This window comes from Pseudomonas oryzihabitans NBRC 102199, from assembly GCF_000730625.1.
Lineage (GTDB): Bacteria > Pseudomonadota > Gammaproteobacteria > Pseudomonadales > Pseudomonadaceae > Chryseomonas > Chryseomonas oryzihabitans.
This window is the reverse complement of sequence record NZ_BBIT01000002.1, coordinates 374,706-396,906: the sequence shown is the minus strand read 5'-3', so window position 1 is coordinate 396,906 and position 22,201 is coordinate 374,706. Positions and strand designations below refer to the sequence as shown.

Here is a 22,201-nt window from a genome sequence, read left to right as displayed (position 1 = left end):
GGGCGCGCGAAGGCGCCGCTTCGCTGGCGCAAAGGCGGGGTGACGTTATGCTGGTAGGGATCCGGCGCCACCCGCTCCTGTGGCCGCCCCTCGCCCCGATGCCCCCGCCCAGGCACCGCCAAGGACTCTCCCATGATCAGACTCCAGTCCCCATCGGAGGCTGTCGCGCTTCCCCCGCTCATCGTGATCGGCGCCTCCGCCGGCGGCATCACCGCGCTGCAGCAGCTGTTCGAGTCCATCGGCACCCAGTTGCCCTTCGCCTTCGTCGTGCTGCAGCATCTACCGCCCAGCAGCTCCAGTGGTCTGCGCAGCCTCCTGCAAAACTGGTCAGCGATGCCGGTCGAGACGGCCGCGAGTGACACCCACCCCAAGCCCGGCACTGTCCATCTGCCCTCGCCCGCCGCCATCCTGACCCTGGAAGACCAGCGTTTTCACACGCGCCCAGCCGAAGGTGGGCAGCGACGGCCGGAAATCGACGCCATCGATGCCTTCCTGGAGAGCCTTTCGCCGCAGGCGGCCGCCCGTACCGTCACGGTGATCCTGTCCGGCAGTGGCATGGACGGCACCGCCGGGGCTATCCACATCCGCCAGTGCGGGGGCACGGTCATTGTCCAGGATCCGCTGACGGCCGCCCATCAAGGCATGCCCAACGCCATCGCCCAGCGCGGTCTGCATCATCTGGCCCTGCCCATCGCCGCTATCGCGCGCTATCTGATCGGCTGCGCCGCGCCGGAGTACCGCTGGCCGGAGCCCACGACCCAGCCGACCTCCCTGGCAACGACCCTGGAGCAGATCCTGGAGCTGATCCGCCGCCAGGCGGCGTTCGACTTCAGCGGCTACAAGACGTCCCCCCTGCTCTGGCGCATCCAGCAGCGCATGGATGTACGCCGGGTCTGGGCCTTCGGCGACTATGCCGCGCTGCTGGAGGACGACCCCGCCGAGCTGGTGGCCCTGGTCAAGGGCATCCCTATCCATGTCACCGAATTCTTTCGCGATCCGGACGCCTGGGACGTACTCGGCGAAGAGGTGCTGCTGCCGCTGCTGAAGCGTCCGGCGACCGAGCCCCTGCGCATCTGGATCCCCGCCTGCTCCACGGGGCAGGAAGCCTATTCGATGGCGATGTTGCTCGACGAACTGCGTACCGCCCATGGCTGCACCACCGGAGCCCAGCTGTTCGCCACCGAGCCGGCCCCGGAGATGCTGGCCCAGGCCAGCCGTGGCGCCTATCGCGGCAGAGAGCTGGCGACGCTGTCACCCGCACGTCTGGAAAGATTCTTCTATGCCGTCGATGGGGCCTATCGGGTTCGGCGCTCCTTGCGCGAGCGCATGGTCTTCGCGGTGCAGGACCTGCTGCTTGATCCGCCGTTCGCCGCGATGGATCTGATCAGCTGTCGGAATCTGCTGATCTACCTCGAACCCGAGACCATCGACTTCGTGCTGCAGCTATTGCACGGCGCGCTTCGGCCTGGCGGCTATCTGCTGCTGGGCAAGAGCGAGGCCTATCCCCTGCATCGCTTCGGCTTCGAACCCGTGGCCCTGCGCTGGAATCTCCATCGCAAGGCAGGGCCCTTGCCAGGCCCGCCGCCCACCCTGCCCCGGCGACGATCCGGCCGGACAGCGCGCGCCCTCGAAGCCGAGCGCACGGCCCTCGAACACTTCGAGCTGCCCTCGGTGCTGATCGACGTCGAGGGGCAGGTGCTGCGCCTGTACGGCAACACCGAGGCCTTTCTCGGCCTGCCGGTCGGCGAACCGAGTTACCGACTGCTCGATCTGGTGCCCCGCCCCTGGGTCGCCACCCTGCGCCATCACCTCACCGGCGCCCTGCACGGTGGCGAGCCAACGCTGGTCGCGGGCTTGCCGGATCGCTTCGACGCCACCTTGAGCGTCACCTTGCGCATCACGCCCCTGGACGGTCCGGGTCAACAGGATCAGGTGCTGGTGTCCTTCATCCGTCAGTCAGGGAGCGCTGGGACACCCGCCTCTCCAGACGTTTTCGATGACACCCGGGTGGTAGAGGAAGCGGACTGGCGTGAAGCGATCCGTCTTTCCCAGGAAGAGCTCGAAGCCTCGCGCGAGGAGCTGCAGGCACTCACCGAAGAACTCAAGGCCTTGAACAACGAACTCAAGGACACCAACGACCAGCTGCAACTGAGCAACGAGGACCTGAACCGGGCGAACGACTCGCTGCAGGACCATATTGGGCAGTTGCAGATGCAGCGGCGGGTCCTGTCCTCGGGCGCCGTGATGACCCTCTGCCTGGATGCCGAGCTGAAGATCCTCTGGTTCACCCCGGCCATGACCGACCTGCTGCCGCTGCAACAGGCCGATACCGGGCGGCATGTGCGTGACCTGGTACCAAAATTCCAGGATCCCGAGCTATTCGAGGACATTCGGCAGGTGTTGCAGGATGGCGAGCCCCGCACGGCGGTGGTGCAGTCCCGGGACAGCCGCTGGTTTTTGCGGCGAATCTACCCGGATACGGGCAATCCGCGAGCCGTCGCCGGTGTCGCCGTCACTTTCGCCGATATCACCCTGCGCACCCAGGCGGAGCTGGCACTGCGTGAACGCGAACGCCAGCTGAAACGCAGTCAGCAATGGCTCACCGCGCAGAAGGACGCCTTCCAGTCCGCCATGAGGGGAGAAGGCCTACGCCGGTCGCTGGGCATTCTGATCCAGGCCCTGATCGCCGAAGCGGGTGATCAGCGCCGGTGCGCCTTCTTTCTATCCAAGAGCACGGGTCTGAGCCATGTGGTGGGTATGACGGAGCGCTACGCTCGGGACGTGGAGGGTTGCCCGATCTCCCTTGATTCGCTGGCCTGCGGGCTGGCCATCGCGCTGGGTGAGCCGGTCATCACCCGCGATGTGCTGGAGGAGCCGCTCTGGGAATCCCGGGCGTGGATGGCACGTCAATACGACTTCCGTGGCTGCTGGTCCTTTCCGGTCAAGACTGCGGACGGTGAGAGCCTCGGTTCCCTGGCGATGTATTTCCAACATCCCCGACTGCCGGATGCGATGGATCTCGAACTGGCCGCGGCCTTCACCCACACCGCGGCGATCATCATCTGGCGGCACCTGCAACCGGATGGCGAGGCCGTGACCAGCGGCATCGACACCGGGCTGGCAGAGCCCTGATCCCCCCACTCAGGTGGTGGCGCCCAGTTGCCAGGGGACGAATTCGTTCTGCCCGTAGCCGTGCAACTCGCTGCGGCTGCGCTCCCCCGAAGCCAGCGCCAGCAGGCGCTCGAAGATGAAGGCGCCCCGCTCTTCCAGGGTGGTGCTGCCGTCCACCAGGCCCCCGCAGTCCACGTCCATGTCGTCGCGCTGGCTCTCCCACAGCCGGGTGTTGGTGGCGATTTTCAGCGACGGCGTCGGTGCGCAGCCATAGGCCGAACCCCGGCCGGTGGTGAAGGCGATCAGGTTGGCGCCCCCCGCCACCTGGCCGGTGGCCGAGACCGGGTCGTAGCCGGGGGTGTCCATGAACACCAGGCCCGGGCTGCGCACCGGCTCGGCGTAGCCATAGACCGCCATCAGATCGGTGGAACCGGCCTTGATCACCGCGCCGAGGGATTTTTCCAGAATGGTGGTCAGGCCGCCGGCCTTGTTGCCCGCCGAGGGGTTGTTGTCCAGGCTGGCGCCGAAGCGGGCGCAATAGTCTTCCCACCAGCGGATGCGTTCCACCAGGCGCTCGCCCACCGCCGGGCTGGCGGCGCGGCGGGTGAGCAGGTGTTCGGCGCCGTAGATTTCCGGCGTTTCCGAGAGGATGGCGGTGCCCCCGGCGGCCACCAGCAGGTCCACCGCCCGGCCCAGGGCCGGATTGGCGCTGATGCCGGAATAGCCGTCCGAGCCGCCGCATTGCAGGCCCAGGATCAGATGCCGCGCGCTGACTGGTTCGCGCTGCACCGCATTGGCCGTGGGCAGCAACGCCTCGACCGCGGCGATGCCACGGGCCACGGTGGCGGTGGTGCCGCCGCTGTCCTGGATATTGAGGGTCTGCAGTCCCGCATGCTCGGCGAGGCCCTGGTCGGCCAGCAGTGAGGGGATCTGGTTGGCTTCGCAGCCGAGGCCGATGAACAGCACGGCGGCGAAGTTGGGGTGGGCCGCATAGCCGCCCAGGGTGCGGCGCAGCACCGCCATGCCCTCGCCCTGGGTGTCGATGCCGCAGCCGACGCCGTGGGTCAGGGCGACCACGCCGTCGACGTTGGGATAGGGCGCCAGCGCCGCGGGATGGACGTCGCGGCGGAAATGGTCGGCCACCGCCCGGGCCACCGTGGCCGAGCAATTCACCGAGGTGAGGATGCCGATGTAGTTGCGGGTCGCCACCCGGCCATCCGGGCGGACGATGCCGAGAAAGCTGCGCTCGATGGGCGCCGGTGTCCCGCGGGCCTCGATGCCGAAGGCGTGTTCGCGGGCGAAGTCGCCCATGGCCAGGTTGTGTACGTGCACATGGCTGCCGGCGGCGATGGCCTCGCGGGCGAAGCCGATGATCTGGCCATAGCGGCGTACCGGCGCACCTGCGGCGATGGCGCGCACGGCGACCTTGTGCCCGGCGGGCACCGGCTCGCGGACCTGCACGCCCTCCTCCGCCAATTCCAGGCCGGGTACCAGCGCCTGGCGGGCGATGAGCACATCGTCTTGCGGATGCAGACGCAGGGTGGCGCGGGCAGCGGCCGCGGCGCCGCTGCGGGTGATCAATTCCATAGGAGTCTCCACGTCAGCCTTCGAATTTGGTCCGGATCACGCCTGAGGGGTGCCTGATAGGTGCAGATCCGCATCAACCGCCCTCCTCTTCCAGTTGCCGCACGGCCTGTTCCACGCCGCGCAATTCCGCCAGCCCCTTGAGCCGGCCGATCAGCGAATAGCCCGGATTGGTCCGCCGCCCCTGGTCATCCAGCAGCTGATGACCATGGTCCGGCCTCATGGGCAGGCGCGCTCCGCCGTCGCGTGCGCGGCGACGCTCCTCGCGCACCAGTTCGCGGATCACCCCGACCATGTCGACGTCGCCGTCCAGGTGATGGGCCTCGTGGAAGCTGCGCGGATCCGCCTCGCGCCGGGTCGCCCGCAGATGGACGAAATGGATGCGCGGCGCAAACTGGCGGGCCATGGCCACCAGGTCGTTGTCGGCGCGCACGCCATAGGAGCCGGTGCAGAAGGTGAGGCCGTTGGCCGGGCTCGGCACAGCATCCAGCAGCCACTGGGCATCGGCGGCGGTGGAGACCACCCGGGGCAGACCCAGCAGCGGTCGCGGCGGATCGTCCGGATGCACCCCCAGGCGGATGCCCACTTCTTCCGCCACAGGCACTACGGTCTGGAGAAAGGTCGCCAGGTGCTCGCGCAGCCGCGCGGCGTCGATGCCGGCATAGGTGGCCAGCAGGGCGCGCAGGTCGGCCACCGTATAGCCCTCCTCGGCGCCCGGCAGACCGGCGATGAGGGTGCGCACCAGTTCGTCGCGACCGGCGTCGTCGAGCCCGGCGTGATAGCGGCGCGCCCGTTCGATCTCCGCGGTGCTGTACTCGGCCTCGGCGCCGTCACGCTGCAGGATGCAGAGATCGAAGGCGGCGAAGGCGTCCTGATCGAATCTCAGCGCCCAGCCGCCGTCGGGCAACCGATGGGCCAGCTGGGTGCGGGTCCAGTCGAGCACCGGCATGAAATTGTAGCAGACCACGTCGATGCCGCACTGGGCGAGGTTGCGCAGACTCTGGCAGTAGTTCTCCAGATAGCGTTCGCGACCCGGCAGGCCGCGCTTGATGTCTTCGTGGACCGGGATGCTCTCCACCACCGACCAGGACAGCCCCGCCGCCTCGATCAGCGCCTTGCGCTCGGCGATGGCGGCCACCGGCCAGACCTCGCCATTGGCGATCTCGTGCAGCGCCGTGACGATGCCGGTGGCCCCGGTCTGGCGGATGTCGGCGAGAGAGATGGGATCGCGCGGGCCGAACCAGCGCCAGGTGTGTTCCATGTCAGACTCCTTGCTCGGTCAGATCGGCGATGGCCGCTTCGATACCCGCCGCGGCGATGCGCGCGTGGGCCCGTTGCACCGCGGCGCGAAAGACGGGGTGCGCGGCCAGGTCGGGGGGAAAGACCTCGGCCAGCGCCAGCACGGCGTCCACCCGCGCCGCGCCCGTAGGCAAGGCGGCCAGGGTGGCGCGCAGGGGATCGTCCAGCGCCTCGCCCTCGCCTTCACCATAGTGGATCCAGGCCGCCACGCCGAGGGCGGTGCAGGCCGGATCACCGCCCTGCTCCAGCAGCTGCCGGGCGCCCAGCAGCCAGCGTTGCGGCAGCTTCTGCGAGCCGTCCATGGCGATCTGCCGCAGGCGGTGCTGCAGGGCATCGTTGCGGAAGCGCGCGACCAGCGCCTGGGCATAGCCCGGCAGATCCACGCCTTCCGGCATGTCCAGGGTCGGCGCCGCCTCGCGACTCATGTAGCGGTGCACCAGGGCCGCCAGGCGTTCATCGGCCATTGCCTCGGCCACGGTGCCGTGACCGGCCAGGCTGCCGACATAGGCCAGCAGCGAATGGCTGCCATTGAGCAGGCGCAGCTTCATGGTCTCGAAGGGACGGACGTCCGCCACCATCTGCACCCCTTCATGTTCCCAGTCCGGGCGCCCTTGCGGAAAGCGGTCCTCGACCACCCACTGACTGAAGGCCTCGCCGACCACGGCGGCCGGGTCATCGCAGCCGAGATCGCGCAACCGCGCGAAGGCGGCTTCGTCCATGGCCGGGACGATGCGATCCACCATGCTGCAGGGAAAGGCCACCTCGGTAGCGATCCAGGCCGCCAGCCCGGCGTCCTGGGCCTCGGCGAGGGACACCACCGCCTGGCGGGTCCGCTGGCCGTTGTCCGGCATGTTGTCGCAGCAGAGGACGGTGAAGGGCGCGATGCCGGCCGCCCGGCGCCGGCGCAGGCCTTCCACCAGCAGCCCCGGCGCGGTGCGCGGCGCCCGCGGTTCGGCCAGGTCGTGGACGATGCCGGGATCGTCGCGGCGCAGCGCGCCGCTGGCCGGACTCAGGCAATAGCCCTTTTCCGTCACCGTCAGCGTGACGATGCGCACCCCGGGATCGGCCAGCCGGGCCAGCAGGGCCTCGCGCCCGGCCCCGCCGTCGCCGGCGTAGAGCACCTCGCGCAGGGCGCCGATCTCGCGCAGCACCCCTTCGCGCCGGTTGCGGTATTCGGCCACGTGATAGCGGCCCTGCTGGGCGCTGAGGGTCTCCACCAGCGCCCGCCCCGATCTGAGGTTGGCACTGCACAGGCCCCAGGCGCCGCCGCCATGGCGAGCCAGGTTGCGCTCCAGATAGACCGCCTGGTGGGCACGATGGAAGGCGCCCAGGCCCAGGTGGACGATGCCGATGGCGGGCGCCGGATAGCGCGAAGGAATACGTTCGAAATCGCTCATCGGGCGCCTCCGGTGGCCAGTGCGGCAGGTTCATCGGCCGGCCGCTCGGCCAGCGGCTTGACGAAGCGCGCCACGCACAGCGAACCGATCACGGTCAGGGCGCCGGCCAGCAGGAAGGCGCTGGTGAAGGCCCCGGTGAATTGCACCAGGTAGCCGGTCACCGCCGGGCCGATGATGCCCGAGGTGTTGGCCAGGAAGTGCATGAAACCGCTCACCCCGCCCACCCGCGCCGCCGGCACCGTGTCCTGGATGATCGCCCAGTAGATCGCCCCGGTCAGGTAGAGGAAGAACACCGAGAGCGCCACCAGGGCCACCGCGGCATAGAGGGTGCTGACCAGGCCGGCTACGGCGATGCACAGGGCGCAGGCCAGCAGGCAGCTCACCAGCACCACCTTGCGCGAGAACATCAGCCGGCCGGTCTTGCGGAACACCCAGTCGGACAGATAGCCGCCCACCGCCAGGCCGATGAAGCCCAGCACCCAGGGGATCACCGTGGCGATGCTCATGTCCTTCACGTTGAGGCCATAGGCCTGGATCAGGTAGCTGGGAAACCAGGTGAGGAAAAAGAACAGGGTGTAATTGTAGGCGAAGAACGCCAGGGCGGTGAACAGCACCGTGGGCTGGCGCAGGTAGTACTTGAGCGGCCTGACCTCGGTGTCCACCACGGCCACGGCGCGCTCCTCGGCGGCGATGTCGGCGGCCAGCTGGCCGGTTGGCTTGTCCTTGATCCAGAGGTACCAGACCACCGCCCAGACGAAGCCGATCAGCATGATGACGACAAAGGACACCTTCCAGCCGTAGGCCACCGCGATCACGCCGACGATGGGGCCGGAGATGGCGCCGCCCAGGGGGGTGCCCGACATCGACAGGCCCAGGGTGCGGCCGCGGTTGTGGGGCGCGTACCAGTTGTTGACCATCTTGCTGGTGGAGACGCTCAGGGGCCCCTCGGCCATGCCGAACAGCACCCGGATCACGATCAGCGCGGCGAAGCCCGAGGCCAGCACCGTCAGGCCGCTGAACGCCGACCAGAGCACCATGGCCAGCAGCAGCGTGGTCTTGGCGCCATAGCGGTCGGCGGCCCAGCCACCGATGAAGTTGAACGCCGCATAGCCGACGAAGAAGGCGCTGAACAGCAACCCCATCTCGCCGGCGCTGAGTGCGAAGTCCTTCTGGATCAGCGGCGCCGCCACCGACAGCGCAGAGCGATCCAGATAGTTGACGACCCCCGCCAGGAACAGCATGACGAGTACCAGTCCACGACCTTGTCCAGCCATTTGTTACCTCCCGCTCATTGTCTTTATTCGGTAAGGCATCGCAGCGGCGCCCCTTGGGGAGCCCGTGTTGTCAGGCGTTGCCACCCCATTGCACCAGCACCTTGCGGGTCTGCTCGGGGTGCCTTTCGATCAGCTCGATGGCGCCCGGCATCTCCTGGCTGGCCACCTGGTGGCTGATCAGCGCCGCGGCATCCAGCCGGCCCGCCGCCAGCAGCTCGATGACCCGCGGAAATCGGCCGTTGTTGAGCCGCGAGCCCACCAGCGTCAGTTCCTTCTTGATGATCTCCAGCTGCACCAGCTCGCTGGGCGTGGCGCTGAAGCCCAGCAGGCCGATGCGCCCGGCCGGCGACGCCAGCCGGACGATCTCCGGCAGCAAGGCCGGATGGCAGGCGGCGTCGACGATCAGCGGCACGCCCTCGCCGCCGGTGGCTTCGCGCATGGCCGCCTCGACATTGGTCTCGCGACCATTGAGGGTGCGGGTCGCGCCCAGGGTCCGGGCGGTGGCCAGGCGATCGTCCAGCACATCGGTCACCGTGATGTCGGCGATGCCCAGCGCCCGGGCCATCTGCACCAGGGTCAGGCCGATCACGCCGGCGCCGTAGATCAGCAGGCCATCGCCGGGCAGGAACTGCATCCGCTCCAGCACATTGAGGGCGATGCTGTAGGGCTCGACCAGGGCGGCCTGGGCCAGCGGCAGACCGGGTGGCAGGCGATGGGCGTTGACGGCGGGTACGCAGACCTCTTCGCTGAAGCCGCCATCGCGGTGCACCCCAAGCACCTGCAGGCGACTGCAGACATTGGGCCGGCCGATGCGGCAGGGATAGCAGCTGCCGCAGGCGATCACCGGATCGACGCAGACCGGATCGCCCACCGCCAGGCCGCTCACGCCCTCGCCCACCTCGCGCACCACGCCGGCGAACTCGTGGCCGGTGACGCGGGGAAAGCGCACGAAGGCGTTCTGCCCATGGATGATGTGCATGTCCGAGCCGCAGATGCCGGCATAGGCCACTCCGACGCGGACCTCACCGGGCGCCAGCGTGGGTACCGCGACCTCTGCGATGCTGAATTCGTGGGGCGCTCTGACCTGAAAGGCTTTCATCCTGGACTCCTCCTTCACCAGTGCCACAGGGTGCCATCCACCAGCCGGTTCACCGGCAGGCTGGCGCGTTTGTACGGATAACGGGCGGCGAGGTCTTCATCGATGTCCACGCCGTGGCCGGGCACCTCGCCCGGGGTGAAATGGCCGTCGTCGAAGCGATAGGCATGGGGAAAGACCTCCTCGATGCGCGCCTCGTGGGGCATGTGCTCCTGGATGCCGAAGTTGGGCACCCAGGTGTCGAAGTGCAGCGCCGCGCCCATGCACACCGGCGACAGGTCGGTGGCGCCATGGAAGCCGGTGCGCACCTGGTAGAGCGCGGCCAGATCGGCGATGCGCCTCATGTGGGTGATGCCGCCGGCATGCACCAGGGTGGCGCGGATATAGTCGATCAGCTGCTCCTGGATCAGCTCGCGGCAGTCGTGGATGGAATTGAACACCTCGCCCACCGCCAGCGGCGTGGTCGTGTGCTGGCGGATCAGGCGGAAGGCCTCCTGGTTTTCCGCCGGGGTGCAGTCCTCCAGCCAGAACAGGTTGTATTCCTCGACCCTCTTGCCCAGCCGTCCCGCCTCGATGGGCGTCAGCCGGTGGTGCACGTCGTGCAGCAGGTGCAGGTCGTCGCCAAAGCGCTCGCGCACCGCGGCGAACAGCTTGGGCACGTGATTGAGGTACTTGGCGGTGTCCCAGACGTGCTCGGCCGGCAGGTCGCTGTCGGCCGGCTCGTAGCGCTCGCCCTCGCGCTTGGCCACGCCGTAGGTGGTGGGAATGCCCGGCACCCCGCACTGCACCCGCACCGCGCGATAGCCCTGCTCCACATGGCGGGCCACCTCGTCCAGGCAGCTCTCGATGTCCTTGCCGGTGGCGTGGCCATAGACCATCACCCGCTCGCGACTCTTGCCGCCGAGCAGCTGGTACAGCGGCATACCGGCGGCCTTGGCTTTGAGATCCCAGAGCGCCACGTCCACCGCGGCTATGGCGGTCATGGTGACCGGTCCGCGCCGCCAGTAGGCGCCGCGATAGAGGTACTGCCAGATGTCTTCGATGCGATGGGCGTCGCGACCGATCAGCGCCGGCAGCACGTGCTCTTCCAGGTAGGCCACCACCGCCAGTTCGCGGCCGTTGAGGGTGGCGTCGCCGAGGCCATAGAGGCCTTCGTCGGTGACGATCTTGAGGGTGACCAGGTTGCGACCGGGACAGGTGACGATGACGCGGGCTTCGGTGATCTTCATGGCTTCAGGCCTGGGCAGTGAGCGCGGGAATCAGGGGCGGCAGCGCCGGCATGGCGGCACGCGGGATGAGCGCGCCGGGATGCTGGATGACCGTGGCGGCGAGGCGATGCCCCCAGGCGGCGGCCACCTCGGGCGCCCCGCCCTGGAGGCGGCAGGCCAGGTAGGCGGCGCTGAAGGAATCCCCGGCGGCGGTGGTGTCCACCACTCGGGCCACGGCTTCGCCGGCCACCTCCTGGCGCCCCTGGCGATGCTGCAGCAGGCAGCTGCGCGCGCCGCGCTTGAGCGCCACCTCGGCCACGCCCCACTCGGCGTACTGGGCAAGCAGCGCCGCCTCGTCGGCGAAGCCGGACAGCGCGGCGTCGTCCTCCCAGGTCACCAGCGCCAGGTCGGCGAGCTGCAGCAACCGGTGATAGGCCGTGCGCGCCGCCTGCAGATTCGGCCACAGCCGCGGCCGGTAGTTGTTGTCGAAGACGATGCGGGTGCCGGCGGCGCGCGCCTGGCGCAGGGCCTCCAGCAGCCGCTCGCGACCGGTATCGGTCAGCACCGCCAGGCTGATGCCGCTGAGATAGAGCAGCTGATACTCGGCCAGGGCCGCCAGCAGCGGCTGCGCCTCGGCGCCGTCGAAACACTCCCGCGCCGCCGCCTCGCCGCGCCAGTAGAGAAACCGCCGCTCGCCGTCGGCATCGGTCTGGATCAGATAGAGTCCCGGCAGGCGCCCGGGCAATACCCGCACCCGCGCGTCACTCACCCCCTCCTCCCGCCAGCGTGCGCGCATGGCCTGGCTCAGGCTGTCGTCGCCCACCGCGGTAAGGTAATCCACCTGCACCGGGTCATCCCCGAGCAGCCGCCGCAGATAGACCGCCGCATTCAGGGTATCGCCGCCAAAGGCCTGGCCCAGCTGGCCATCTTCCTGACTGCGCAACTCGACCATGCATTCGCCGATGAGGCCGATGCGGGTCAGGGGGGACGAAACGAGGGGTAGCGTCATGCAGACTCCTGAGGATGGTCCGGAACCCGGACGCGGCAGGCGGACACCGCCAGGCCGGTCACGCCGGGATCGAGGCGAAAGCTGCGCCCGGCCAGGGGTTGCGCCTGGCGGGCGGAATCATCGAGACCCACCCGGGCGGTGGTGATCAGCAACTGCTCCAGGCGCGCGCCATAGAAGGCGCAGGAGGTGACCCGCGCCACCGGCAGCTCCACCCAGGCGAGCAATACGCCCTCGGCGCTCCAGCGACTCAGGCGATAGCCGTCCCAGTGGGCGATCCACAGGGCGCCCTCGCTGTCCACGGCCAGGCCATCGGGCACGCCGGGCTGCTCGCCGAAGTCGATGAGGGTGCGTCCGCGACCGAGCCGGCCACTGGCGAGATCGAAGTCGAAGGCCTGCACCCGGCGGGTGGGCGAATCTATGTAGTAGAAGGTCCGGTTGTCCGGGCTCCAGCCCAGGCCGTTGGACACGGTGATGCCGTCGAGGCGTTGATGCAGTTGGCCATCCAGGTCCAGGCAATACAGCCGGCCACCGCCGGGCGCCTCGTCGAGCAGCGTGGTACCCAGCCAGAAGCGGCCGAGCGCATCGCACTTGCCGTCATTGAAACGGTGCTGAGGCCCATGGACCGCCCGGGGCGGCTGCGCAATGGGCGTCGGCTGGGCGGCGCCGGCGGCCAGGCGCCAGACGCCGTCGCTCAGGGCCAGCCAGGTGGAGCCATCGACATGGGGCACGGCGCAGCCCAGCGGTTGGCCGAACTCCAGTACCTCGACCGGAGCCGCCGGCTGCGGCGCGGCGCGCAACAGGCGACCGGCCAGGATATCCACCCATAGCAGGCGCTGCTGTCGGGTATCCCAGACCGGGCCTTCGCCCAGTTCATCGCTATGGTCGAACAGGCACTCAGGTGGCGCCATGCTGGGTCTCCTCCACGAAGCGCAGCGGTATCAGCACCAGCAGGCAGCTCAGGGCGAGCATGGCGTAGCTCCAGTGCCAGCCGAAATGCTCGATCACGTAGCCGGCCACCGGCCCCACCAGAAAGCCCGCCAGGCCCAGGCCCACGCCAATCAGCAGACCCAGGCCGCTGCCGGCCGCGCGGGGCGAGGAATCCACCGCCAGCGAATAGAGCACCACATAGGGCGAGTTGCGGAACAGGCCCCAGGCCAGCAGCAGGGTCCAGGCCATGGCGCGGCTGTCGATGAACATGCACAGGGCCACGCAGATCGAGAAGCCGACGGTCAGGATGCCCAGGGCGAACTTGCGACCGCGGTGATCGCTCAGCGTCCCCCAAAAGATCTGCCCCGCCCAGCCCACCAGCCCCGAGGCGCCGGAAATCACCGCGGCCTCGGCCAGGCTCAGCCCCAGCTGGCTGGTGAGCTGGTAGGTCAGAAAGGTGGCCACGCCCATCTCGGTCCAGAGAAACAGGAAGTTCATCACCAGGCAGAGGCGCACGTTGCGCTCGGCGAAGGCCTGGCGCAGGTTGCTCAGCGGATTGCGCGAGACCGGCGCGGCGGTGTCGACCGGCACGGTCAGCCCCTCCTCGCGGATCCAGGCATAGACCTGTTCCTCGTTGCGGCGGCGGCCGAGGTAGAGCTGCAGCAGGATGATCGGCAGACCGATCAGGGGAATCCAGAGAAAGGTGGCGCGCCAGTCGCCATTTGCCAGGATCAACCCCATCAAAACCGGGCCGACGAATTGACCCAGGGGCATGCCGGTATGGTGGACGCCCAGGGCGAAGCCGCGATTTTCCTTTTGCCAGAATTCGCTGGCCACGGCGATGTTGACCGGCTCCATGGCGCCGGTGCCCAGGCCCATGGTGAATCTCAGCACCTGCAGGGCGCCCAGCGAGCGCGCGTACACGGTGGCGAAGGCCGAGCCTATGGTCAGGGCGCAGGCTCCCACCCAGCTCCAGGCACGGCGGTGGCCGGTACCGACGCTGTCGGCCAGCACCCCCACCACCAGGGCGCCGACCAGGGTGCCGACGAAACTCAGCGAACTGAGCCAGCCGCCCTGGGCGGCGTCCAGTCCGAATTCCTGCATGATCGCCGGCAGCACGGTCGGCAACAGCTGGCGATCTACCGAGATCATCAGCATCGCCAGGGTGGTGATGCCCAGCATCTGCCAGGACACCGGATGGGCGCGAGGCAGCCAGCGGGGGGTACGAACGGCAGGCGCCAATGCGCCCGGGGCCTTGGTCATGGATTTCATCGTCGCGGGTTCCGTTGTTGTTTTTGTTCGCACCGCCGGCGACCGCCAGCGGTGAGAGAAGACCCTTACGCGCGAAATGCTTTGGAACGTTGTTCCATTCGCTGGCGGACAGTGTTGCTGGCCTTTCCCGCATCCGTCAATCAGAATGGAACAGTGTTCCGGCAACCAGGCGACCGGCGGTCCCATGGAAAAGAATCAGCAACTCGGCAATGACATGGTCAGCGCCGTCGGGCGCACCCTGGCGGTGCTCGAAGCGCTCGGCGAGCGCGAGGACGACTGCGGCGTCTCGGAGCTGGCGCAGCAGCTGGACCTGTCGAAGAGCACCGTCCACCGCTTCCTGCAGACGCTCAAGGCGCTGGGCTATGTGGTCCAGGACGCCGAGGACCGCTACCGCCTCAGCGTCAAGCTGTTCGAACTGGGTGCCCGCGCCCTGCCCCAGCTGGAGCTGGTCCGCGAAGCCGAACCGGGCATGCGCCTGCTCAACGACCTCACCGGCGAGACCGTCCACCTCGGCATCTTCGACGAGGGCGCCATCGTCTATGTGCACAAGCTCGATTCGCGCTACACCCTGCGCATGTATTCACGCATCGGTCGGCGGGCTCCGCTGTATTGCACGGGAATCGGCAAGGTGCTGATGGCCTGGCGCCCAGAAGCCGAGGTGCGGCAGATCCTCGCCCAGGAGACCTTTGTCCGTCGCACGCCCAACACCCTCGACAGCCTGGCCGCCTACCTCGCGGAACTGGCGCGGGTTCGTGAGCTGGGCTTCGCTGAAGACCACGAGGAATTCGAGGCCAACATGAGATGCCTGGCGGCGCCGATCCGCGATCGCTTCGGCCAGGTCATCGCCGGCCTGAGCGTGTCCTTTCCCTGCTTCCGCTTCCGCGAAGACCTCAAGGCCGAGTACGTCGAGCAGATGCTCGCCACCACGGCGCGCATCTCGGCGCAGATGGGTGCCCCGGCCGGCTAGCGCCAGCCGGGATCGTCGCTCCCACGAGGGCACTGATTCGAGCGTCCAGCCATAGTCAGACCAATGGTCCTATGGCCGGCTCGGCCTTAAGCCGCCGCTAAGCCACCCCCTATAGCGTGTGATGCACATCACAACTCCAACCCGGTGTCCCGCCGGGGCTACCCTCACGGTGACTGTCATGATGATGCGCACACTTAAGGTGGGTCGCCGGTCGGCCTTGGCCTTCTCGGTTATCGTAGCAATCGTCATCGCGCTCGGGGCTATCGCCCTGATCCAGATGCGGCAACTCAGGCAGTCGGAAATCGAGGTGGAAACGGACTGGATGCCCAGCGTTCGCCAGGCCGGCCAGATGACCGCGGCGCTGCTCAGGTTGCGCCTCGAAAGCCTGAGAGCCCTGGGCACCCGGGACCCCGCGCGCCAGCCGGAAATGGCCACGGCCCTGGTCGATCTGCGCAGCCGCTTCGCCACCGGGGTAAAGGACTATGCACCCCTGGTGTCCAGCGATGCGGAGCAGCGGCTGTACCAGGCGGTACAGGACGGGGCCACGGCTTATCTGGGCCTGCTGGACAGCTTCGAGACCCTTTACCGGACGGGGGATCTGCCCGGTGCCGAGGCCCTGGCCAACGGTGGCATGCGCGCGGCCGCCGACCAGTTGCAGACGCAGATCGAAAACCTGGCCGCGCTGAATGACCGGGGCGCCGTCGCCTCGGGCATCGAAGCGGGACGGATCTACGACCACGGCCTGGCCTGGGTCGTGGGGCTGATCCTCGCCACCCTGCTGGCCACCATCGCCCTGGCCTTCCTGCTGACACGCAGCATCACCCTGCCCATCGGCGAAGCCCTGCGCATCGCCCAGCGGATCGCCAACAAGGATCTTGCCGAAGACATCCAGGTCACGGGTCGCGACGAGGCCGCCGGCCTGCTGACCGCCCTGGCCGGCATGCAGGCCAATCTGCGCGACACCGTGGCCCATCTGGCGGACAGCTCCAGTCAGCTGGCCGCCGCCGCCGAGGAGATGACCGCGGTGATCGACGCTGGCAATCGCGGCCTGCTCAGGCAAAACGACGAGATCGGCCAGGTGGCCACCGCGGTGACGGAAATGAGCGCCGCGGTGGACGAGGTGGCCCGCCACGCGGAGGAAAGCGCCGGCGCCTCGCAAAGGGGCAGCACCCTTACCCAGGCCGGCCTGCAACACGTGGCCGCGACCCTGACCGCCATCGAACGGCTGGCTACCCAGGTCGATCAGAGCAGCGGCCAGATCCAGACGCTGTCGGGACGCGCCCAGGCCATCAGCAACGTGGTCGACGTCATCCGCGCCATCGCCGAGCAGACCAATCTGCTGGCGCTCAATGCCGCCATCGAAGCGGCACGCGCCGGCGATCAGGGTCGCGGCTTCGCCGTGGTCGCGGATGAGGTCCGCGCCCTCGCCCACCGCACCCAGCAGTCGACGCGGGAGATCGAGGCCATGATCGGCACCATCCAGCAGGATTCGACGGACGCGGTGAAGGCCATGCAGCAGAGCAGCCAGACCGCCGAGCAATCCCTGGCCGTTGCCCGGGAAGCCAATGGTGCCTTGCTGGCCATCGCCGGGGCCATGGGTGGCATCGACGAGCGTACGGCGCTGATTGCCACGGCCGCCGAACAACAGGCCCTGGTGGCCAAGGACATCGACCGGGGTCTGATCAGCATCAAGGACCTGTCCGACCAGACCGCCGCGGGCGCCAGCCAGACCTCCAGCGCCAGCAACGAGGTATCGCGCCTGGCGGCCGGTCTCCGTCAGGTGGTGGCGGAATTCGTGATTTGACCGGGGCCGGCGCTGGCCGCCAAAACGGCGCCAGTCCGCGAAGGATCGGCCGGCCTTTTCTCCAGGCACAAAAAAGCTGCCCTGGGGCAGCTTCTCTTGCGTCGTTCGGGCAGTTCAGAGGACCCGGAACGACTCGTATGGCGCGGCGGACGGGACTCGAACCCGCGACCCCCGGCGTGACAGGCCGGTATTCTAACCGACTGAACTACCGCCGCGCATTGCGTGTACCTTGCGGAACACTTCCCGAAGAGTTTGGTGGCTGATGACGGGATCGAACCGCCGACCCCCTGCGTGTGATGCAGGTGCTCTCCCAGCTGAGCTAATCAGCCATCCCCTTCGGGTGACGCGCATTCTCCTCGTAGCCCCTTGATCCGTCAAGGATTTTTCCAATTTTATTTTCTACGGGCGCTATTCCAGGTAGATCATCTTGCGGGTCATGCCGCCGTCCAGGGTGATGGCCTCGCCGGTGATGAAACCGGCGTTGCCGCCGAGCAGCCAGGCCACGCAGGCCGCCACGTCCTCCACCGTCCCTACCCGTCCGACCGGATGCTGCTCGTGGTCGGCGGCGGACAGGGGTTCGGCCTCGCGGACATGGGCATCGCGCGCATCGATCCAGCCAGGGCAGAGGGCATTCACCCGCACTTCCGGGCCCAGGCTGATGGCCAGGGCATGGGTCAGGGCCAGCAACCCGCCCTTGCTCGCGGCATAGGCTTCGCTGTGGGGCTCGGACTGCCGGGCGCGGGTCGAGGCGATGTTGACGATGGCGCCCTGCTGCTCGCGCAGATAGGGCGCGCAATGCTTGGCCATCAGCATGGGGCCGTCCAGATTCACCCCGAGCACCTTGCGCCACTCGGCCAGCGCCAGGCTTTCCAGCGGCTGGCCCTGGGCGGTGGCGAGACCGGCGTTGTTGACCAGGGCGTCCAGCCGACCGAACTGGCCGATCACCAGGGCCACGGCGGCCTCCACCTGCGCCTCGTCGGCCACGTCCAGGGCCACGAACCAGGCCCGCTCACCCAGGGCGGCGGCCACCTTGGCGCCGCGCTCCTGCTCGATGTCGGCCACCACCACCCGCCAGCCTTCGGCTATTAGCCAGGCGGCGATACCCAACCCGATCCCACGCGCCGCGCCGGTGACCAGGGCGACGCGCAGCTCTACCGGTGCAAACGTCAGACTCATAGCGCCGCCAGTCCGCGGGCCAGGTCCTGGCGCAGATCGCCCAGGTCTTCGAGACCCACGGCGATGCGGATCAGGCTGTCGCTGATCCCGGCATTGGCGCGCTCGGCCGGCGACAGCCGCCCGTGCGAGGTGGTCGCCGGGTGGGCGATGGTGGTCTTGGTATCGCCCAGATTGGTGGTGATGGAGATCATCCGGGTGGCGTCGATGAAGCGCCAGGCGGCGTCGCGCCCACCGGCCACCTCGAAGCTCACCACGGCGCCAAAGGCGCTCTGCTGGCGGCACGCCAGCTCATGCTGCGGATGGCTTTCCAGGCCGGCATAGTGGACCCGCTCGACGCCGGGCTGGCCTTCCAGCCACCGCGCCAGCTCCAGTGCGGTCTGGCTGTGCGCCTGCATGCGGATCTTCAGCGTCTCCAGGCCCTTGAGGAACAGCCAGGCGTTGAAGGGACTCAGGGTTGGCCCTGCGGTACGCAGGAAACCCACCACCTCCTTCATCTGCTCGGCACGACCGGCGACCACGCCGCCCATGCCACGGCCCTGACCGTCGATGTACTTGGTCGCCGAATGGATGACGATGTCGGCACCCAGCGCCAGCGGCTTCTGCAGCGCCGGGGTGCAGAAGCAGTTGTCGACCGCCAGCAGCGCGCCTTGGGCATGGGCGATCTCGGCCAGGGCGGCGATGTCCACCAGCTCGGCCAGGGGATTGGACGGCGACTCGACGAAGAACAGCCGGGTGTTGGGCTTGCAGGCCGCCTGCCAGGCGTCCAGATCGGCCAGCGGCGGATAGTCCACCTCGATGCCGAAGCGCTTGAAGTACTTCTCGAACAGGCTGATGGTCGAGCCGAACACGCTGCGCGAGACCAGCACATGGTCGCCGGCGCTGCACAGGCTCATGACCATCGCCAGGATGGCCGACATGCCCGAGGCGGTGGCCACCGCCTGCTCTGCGCCCTCAAGGGCCGCGATGCGGGTCTCGAAGGTACGGACCGAGGGGTTGGTGTAGCGCGAATAGACGTTGCCCGGCACCTCGCCGGCGAAGCGCGCCGCGGCATCCGCGGCGGTCCGGAACACGTAGCTGCTGGTCAGGAACAGGGCTTCGCCATGCTCGCCTTCCGGCGAGCGCTGCTGCCCTGCCCGCACCGCCAAGGTCTCGAAGGCCGCGCCCTCGAGATCACTGTCCAGGCGTCCGGCATCCCAGTCTTGGCTCATGTGCAGCTCCTTAGTCGTTGTAGAGATCGATGATGGCGCTGACCGCCTTGTGCTTGACCTTGGCCGCGTCGTTGCGCGCCTGCTCGATCCGGTTTAGATAGGCGGCATCGACGTCGCCGGTGATGTACTCGCCATCGAACACCGCGCAGTCGAACTGCTCGACCTTGGGTGCCTTGCGGGTGCGCACGGCTTCCTGCAGGTCCTGCAGATCCTGGTAGATCAGCCAGTCGGCGCCGATCAGTTCGCCGACTTCCTCGGTGGTGCGGCCGTGGGCGATCAGCTCGTGCACGCTGGGCATGTCGATGCCGTAGACGTTGGGGAAGCGCACCGCCGGGGCCGCCGAGCAGAAGTAGACCTTCTTGGCGCCGGCTTCGCGGGCCATCTGGATGATCTGCTTGCAGGTGGTGCCGCGGACGATGGAGTCGTCCACCAGCATCACGTTCTTGCCGCGGAATTCCAGCTCGATGGCGTTGAGCTTCTGGCGCACCGACTTCTTGCGCGCGGCCTGGCCGGGCATGATGAAGGTCCGGCCGATGTAGCGGTTCTTGACGAAGCCCTCGCGGAACTTGACGCCCAGGTGGTTGGCCAGCTCCAGCGCCGCGGTACGGCTGGTGTCCGGAATCGGGATGACCACATCGATGTCGTGCTCGGGGCGCTCGCGCTGGATCTTCTCGGCGAGCTTCTCGCCCATGCGCAGGCGCGCCTTGTAGACCGAGATGCCATCGATGATGGAATCCGGACGCGCCAGGTAGACGTGCTCGAAGATGCAGGGCGCATACTGCGGATTCTGCGCGCACTGGCGGGTGTAGAGGCGACCGTCTTCGGTGATGTACACCGCCTCGCCCGGCTCCAGATCACGGATCAGGGTGAAGCCGAGTACGTCGAGGGCGACGCTCTCGGAGGCGATCATGTACTCCACGCCGTATTCGGTGTGACGCTGGCCGAAGACGATGGGGCGGATGGCGTTGGGATCGCGGAAGCCGACGATGCCGTAGCCGGTGATCATGGCCACCACGGCATAGCCGCCACGGCAGCGCTCATGGACCTCGGAGACCGCGGCGAAGACGTCGTCCTCGGTCGGCTGCAGCTTGTTGCGCACCGCCAGCTCGTGGGCGAAGACGTTGAGCAGCACCTCGGAATCGGAGGTGGTGTTGACGTGGCGCAGATCGGATTCGTAGATCTCGCGGGACAGCTGCTCGACGTTGGTCAGGTTGCCGTTGTGCGCCAGGGTGATGCCATAGGGCGAGTTGACGTAGAACGGCTGCGCCTCGGCGGAGCTGGAGCTGCCGGCGGTGGGATAGCGCACGTGGGCGATGCCCATGTGGCCGACCAGGTGCTGCATGTGCCGCTGCTGGAAGACATCGCGGACCAGGCCGTTGTCTTTGCGCAGGAAGAGTTTACCGTCCAGGCTGGTGACGATACCGGCGGCATCCTGACCGCGATGTTGAAGGACGGTGAGCGCGTCGTACAAAGACTGGTTGACGTTCGTCTTGCCCACGATACCTACGATGCCACACATGTGACGCGACCCCACTGTTTCAAGTGATGCGACGGCGGACCATCGCAGGATGACCCCGCAAGGCGAGGCCTGGAAAAGCGTTCAAGGAGCCTTGGGCCCCAGCTGCGGCAGCAGTTGCAGACTGGGCATGGGCGTCGCGCCCAGCCACTGGCCGGCAAAGCCCAACAGCAGATTCTTCGACCAATCGGCCACCAGCAGAAAATGTGGAACCAGCACCGACTGCTGCCACCAGCCATCCTGCTGGACCGGCCCCAGGCTCAACAGCCCCACGGCCACGGTGATCAGCAAGGCACCGCGGGCGGCGCCAAAGGCCATGCCGAGAAAGCGATCGGTGCCCGACAATCCGGTGACGCGGATCAGTTCGCCAAGCAAGAAGCTCACCAGGGCACCCACCAGCAGCGTCAGCACGAAAAGAATGACACAGGCGGCGATCACTCGCCCGGACGGCACCTGAATATAGTCGACCAGATAGGTGGACAGTGCCCCACCGAAGACCCAGGCCACGCCACCGGCAACGATCCAGGTGGCCAGTGACAACGCTTCCTTGACGAAGCCGCGCCTGAGACTGATCAGGCTGGAAACGATGACAACGGCGACGATCGCCCAGTCCACCCAGGTGAAGCCCACGGCAAGGTCCACTTACAAAAAGGCCCTGCATTCTAGCAGAGCCTTGTGACCGGGTTAACCGCGCTCCGGCTGAAAGCGCACGACGAACCCCTTGACGCCATTCTGCTTGTTGAGCTGATCGCGCAGCCGATCCGCCTCGCTGCGCTCTATCACCGGCCCGACGAAGACGCGATTCATGCCGTCGGCGGTGCGCACATAGGCGTTGTAGCCCTGGCTGCGCAGCTTGGCCTGCAGGGCGTCGGCGCTGGGCCGGGACGACAGGCTGGCGAGCTGGACCGACCAGCTGTTGGGCAGATTGGCCGCGCCCAGCCGCGAGTCCGGCTTGGCCGCCGGCGCCGGTGTAGCTGCGGGTGCTGCCGGCGCGCTTGCGACGGGTGCAGGGGTGGCGGGCGCCTTGGCGACCGGCGCGGCAGGCTGGGATTGGGCAGGCGCGGGACTTACCGGCGCATTCTGCGTCGGCGCCTGGCCGGCGGTACCGGCAATGGGGGTCTGCGGCTTGCCGAGCGGCTTGGCCGGCTCGTCCGGTACCACCACCACGGGCGGCGCCTCGGGCGTCTGCACCGGCTGCACCTCGGTCGCGGGCACCGTGGGTGCGGCCGGCTGGGGCGGCGCCTCGACCGCCACCTTGCGGGCGTCGTCCTGGCGATTGAAGAGCATGGGCACGAAGATGATGATCAGCGCCAGCAGCACCAGCGCTCCGATGACTCTTTGCTTGAGCATGGG

Annotated in this window: 17 protein-coding genes, 2 tRNA genes and 1 pseudogene; 4 read left to right on the top strand and 16 right to left on the bottom strand. The window is 68.1% G+C overall.

Translation table 11 applies throughout. The annotated features are described in order from the left end of the window. Positions 1-132: 132 nt before the first annotated feature. Entirely contained in the window at positions 133-3,132 is a 3,000-nt protein-coding gene (locus tag POR01S_RS03290) for a chemotaxis protein CheB (protein WP_042133724.1), read from the top strand. Positions 3,133-3,141: 9 nt separating this feature from the next. On the opposite strand, the gene POR01S_RS03285 is transcribed toward POR01S_RS03290, so the two are convergent. From POR01S_RS03285 to POR01S_RS03245, 9 genes are all read right to left on the bottom strand, one after another. Then, the gene (locus POR01S_RS03285) at positions 3,142-4,698 is read right to left on the bottom strand and encodes a UxaA family hydrolase (RefSeq protein WP_042133721.1); all 1,557 of its coding nucleotides are present in this window, start codon (positions 4,696-4,698) and stop codon (positions 3,142-3,144) included. A 73-nt stretch (positions 4,699-4,771) separates the two neighbouring features. Next, a complete protein-coding gene (gene uxuA / locus POR01S_RS03280; RefSeq protein WP_042133720.1) occupies positions 4,772-5,956 on the bottom strand; it encodes a mannonate dehydratase in 1,185 nt (394 codons plus the stop codon). Between the two features lies 1 nt (position 5,957). After that, entirely contained in the window at positions 5,958-7,391 is a 1,434-nt protein-coding gene (locus tag POR01S_RS03275; protein WP_042133717.1) for a mannitol dehydrogenase family protein, read from the bottom strand. After that, on the bottom strand, positions 7,388-8,665 hold the full coding sequence (locus POR01S_RS03270; protein ID WP_042133715.1) for an MFS transporter: 1,278 nt from the start codon (positions 8,663-8,665) through the stop codon (positions 7,388-7,390). The genes POR01S_RS03275 and POR01S_RS03270 overlap by 4 nt, the downstream gene beginning before the upstream one ends. 70 nt (positions 8,666-8,735) lie before the next feature. Beyond that, positions 8,736-9,764, bottom strand: coding sequence for a Zn-dependent oxidoreductase (locus POR01S_RS03265; protein WP_042133713.1), 1,029 nt, complete (start codon positions 9,762-9,764; stop codon positions 8,736-8,738). A gap of 14 nt (positions 9,765-9,778) precedes the next feature. Then, entirely contained in the window at positions 9,779-10,990 is a 1,212-nt protein-coding gene (gene manD / locus POR01S_RS03260) for a D-mannonate dehydratase ManD (protein ID WP_042133711.1), read from the bottom strand. Positions 10,991-10,994: 4 nt separating this feature from the next. Next, complete coding sequence (locus tag POR01S_RS03255; RefSeq protein ID WP_042133709.1) at positions 10,995-11,978, bottom strand: sugar kinase; 984 nt, start codon at positions 11,976-11,978, stop codon at positions 10,995-10,997. Further along, positions 11,975-12,886 (bottom strand): SMP-30/gluconolactonase/LRE family protein, encoded by a 912-nt coding sequence (locus POR01S_RS03250; RefSeq protein WP_042133707.1) that lies wholly within the window; start codon positions 12,884-12,886, stop codon positions 11,975-11,977. The genes POR01S_RS03255 and POR01S_RS03250 overlap by 4 nt, the downstream gene beginning before the upstream one ends. Then, complete coding sequence (locus POR01S_RS03245) at positions 12,873-14,168, bottom strand: MFS transporter (protein WP_255211789.1); 1,296 nt, start codon at positions 14,166-14,168, stop codon at positions 12,873-12,875. Before POR01S_RS03245 ends, POR01S_RS03250 begins: the two co-directional genes overlap by 14 nt. A gap of 193 nt (positions 14,169-14,361) precedes the next feature. On the opposite strand from POR01S_RS03245, the gene kdgR reads away from it, so the two are divergent. The 3 genes and pseudogenes from kdgR to POR01S_RS24200 all read left to right on the top strand — a co-directional run bounded on the left by kdgR (position 14,362) and on the right by POR01S_RS24200 (position 16,948). After that, positions 14,362-15,144: a DNA-binding transcriptional regulator KdgR gene (gene kdgR, locus POR01S_RS03240; RefSeq protein WP_027599650.1), complete on the top strand. Its 783-nt coding sequence runs from the start codon at positions 14,362-14,364 to the stop codon at positions 15,142-15,144. A gap of 121 nt (positions 15,145-15,265) precedes the next feature. Beyond that, positions 15,266-16,093: pseudogene (locus tag POR01S_RS24205) on the top strand (MCP four helix bundle domain-containing protein); the annotation flags it as partial. Beyond that, the gene (locus POR01S_RS24200; protein ID WP_420893585.1) at positions 16,085-16,948 is read left to right on the top strand and encodes a methyl-accepting chemotaxis protein; all 864 of its coding nucleotides are present in this window, start codon (positions 16,085-16,087) and stop codon (positions 16,946-16,948) included. The pseudogene POR01S_RS24205 and the gene POR01S_RS24200, both read left to right, overlap by 9 nt. A 138-nt stretch (positions 16,949-17,086) precedes the next feature. Here POR01S_RS24200 and POR01S_RS03230 read toward each other — a convergent pair. From POR01S_RS03230 to POR01S_RS03200, 7 genes are all read right to left on the bottom strand, one after another. Beyond that, positions 17,087-17,163: transfer RNA gene (locus tag POR01S_RS03230), tRNA-Asp, on the bottom strand. Between the two features lie 38 nt (positions 17,164-17,201). After that, positions 17,202-17,277: transfer RNA gene (locus POR01S_RS03225), tRNA-Val, on the bottom strand. A 79-nt stretch (positions 17,278-17,356) separates the two neighbouring features. After that, positions 17,357-18,124: an SDR family oxidoreductase gene (locus tag POR01S_RS03220; RefSeq protein ID WP_042133700.1), complete on the bottom strand. Its 768-nt coding sequence runs from the start codon at positions 18,122-18,124 to the stop codon at positions 17,357-17,359. Beyond that, on the bottom strand, positions 18,121-19,332 hold the full coding sequence (locus POR01S_RS03215) for an O-succinylhomoserine sulfhydrylase (protein ID WP_042133698.1): 1,212 nt from the start codon (positions 19,330-19,332) through the stop codon (positions 18,121-18,123). The genes POR01S_RS03220 and POR01S_RS03215 overlap by 4 nt, the downstream gene beginning before the upstream one ends. A gap of 10 nt (positions 19,333-19,342) precedes the next feature. Continuing rightward, positions 19,343-20,851: an amidophosphoribosyltransferase gene (gene purF / locus POR01S_RS03210; protein ID WP_007158654.1), complete on the bottom strand. Its 1,509-nt coding sequence runs from the start codon at positions 20,849-20,851 to the stop codon at positions 19,343-19,345. Positions 20,852-20,932: 81 nt separating this feature from the next. Beyond that, positions 20,933-21,478: a CvpA family protein gene (locus tag POR01S_RS03205; protein ID WP_007158655.1), complete on the bottom strand. Its 546-nt coding sequence runs from the start codon at positions 21,476-21,478 to the stop codon at positions 20,933-20,935. A gap of 54 nt (positions 21,479-21,532) precedes the next feature. Continuing rightward, complete coding sequence (locus POR01S_RS03200) at positions 21,533-22,198, bottom strand: SPOR domain-containing protein (RefSeq protein WP_027599653.1); 666 nt, start codon at positions 22,196-22,198, stop codon at positions 21,533-21,535. Positions 22,199-22,201: the final 3 nt, after the last annotated feature.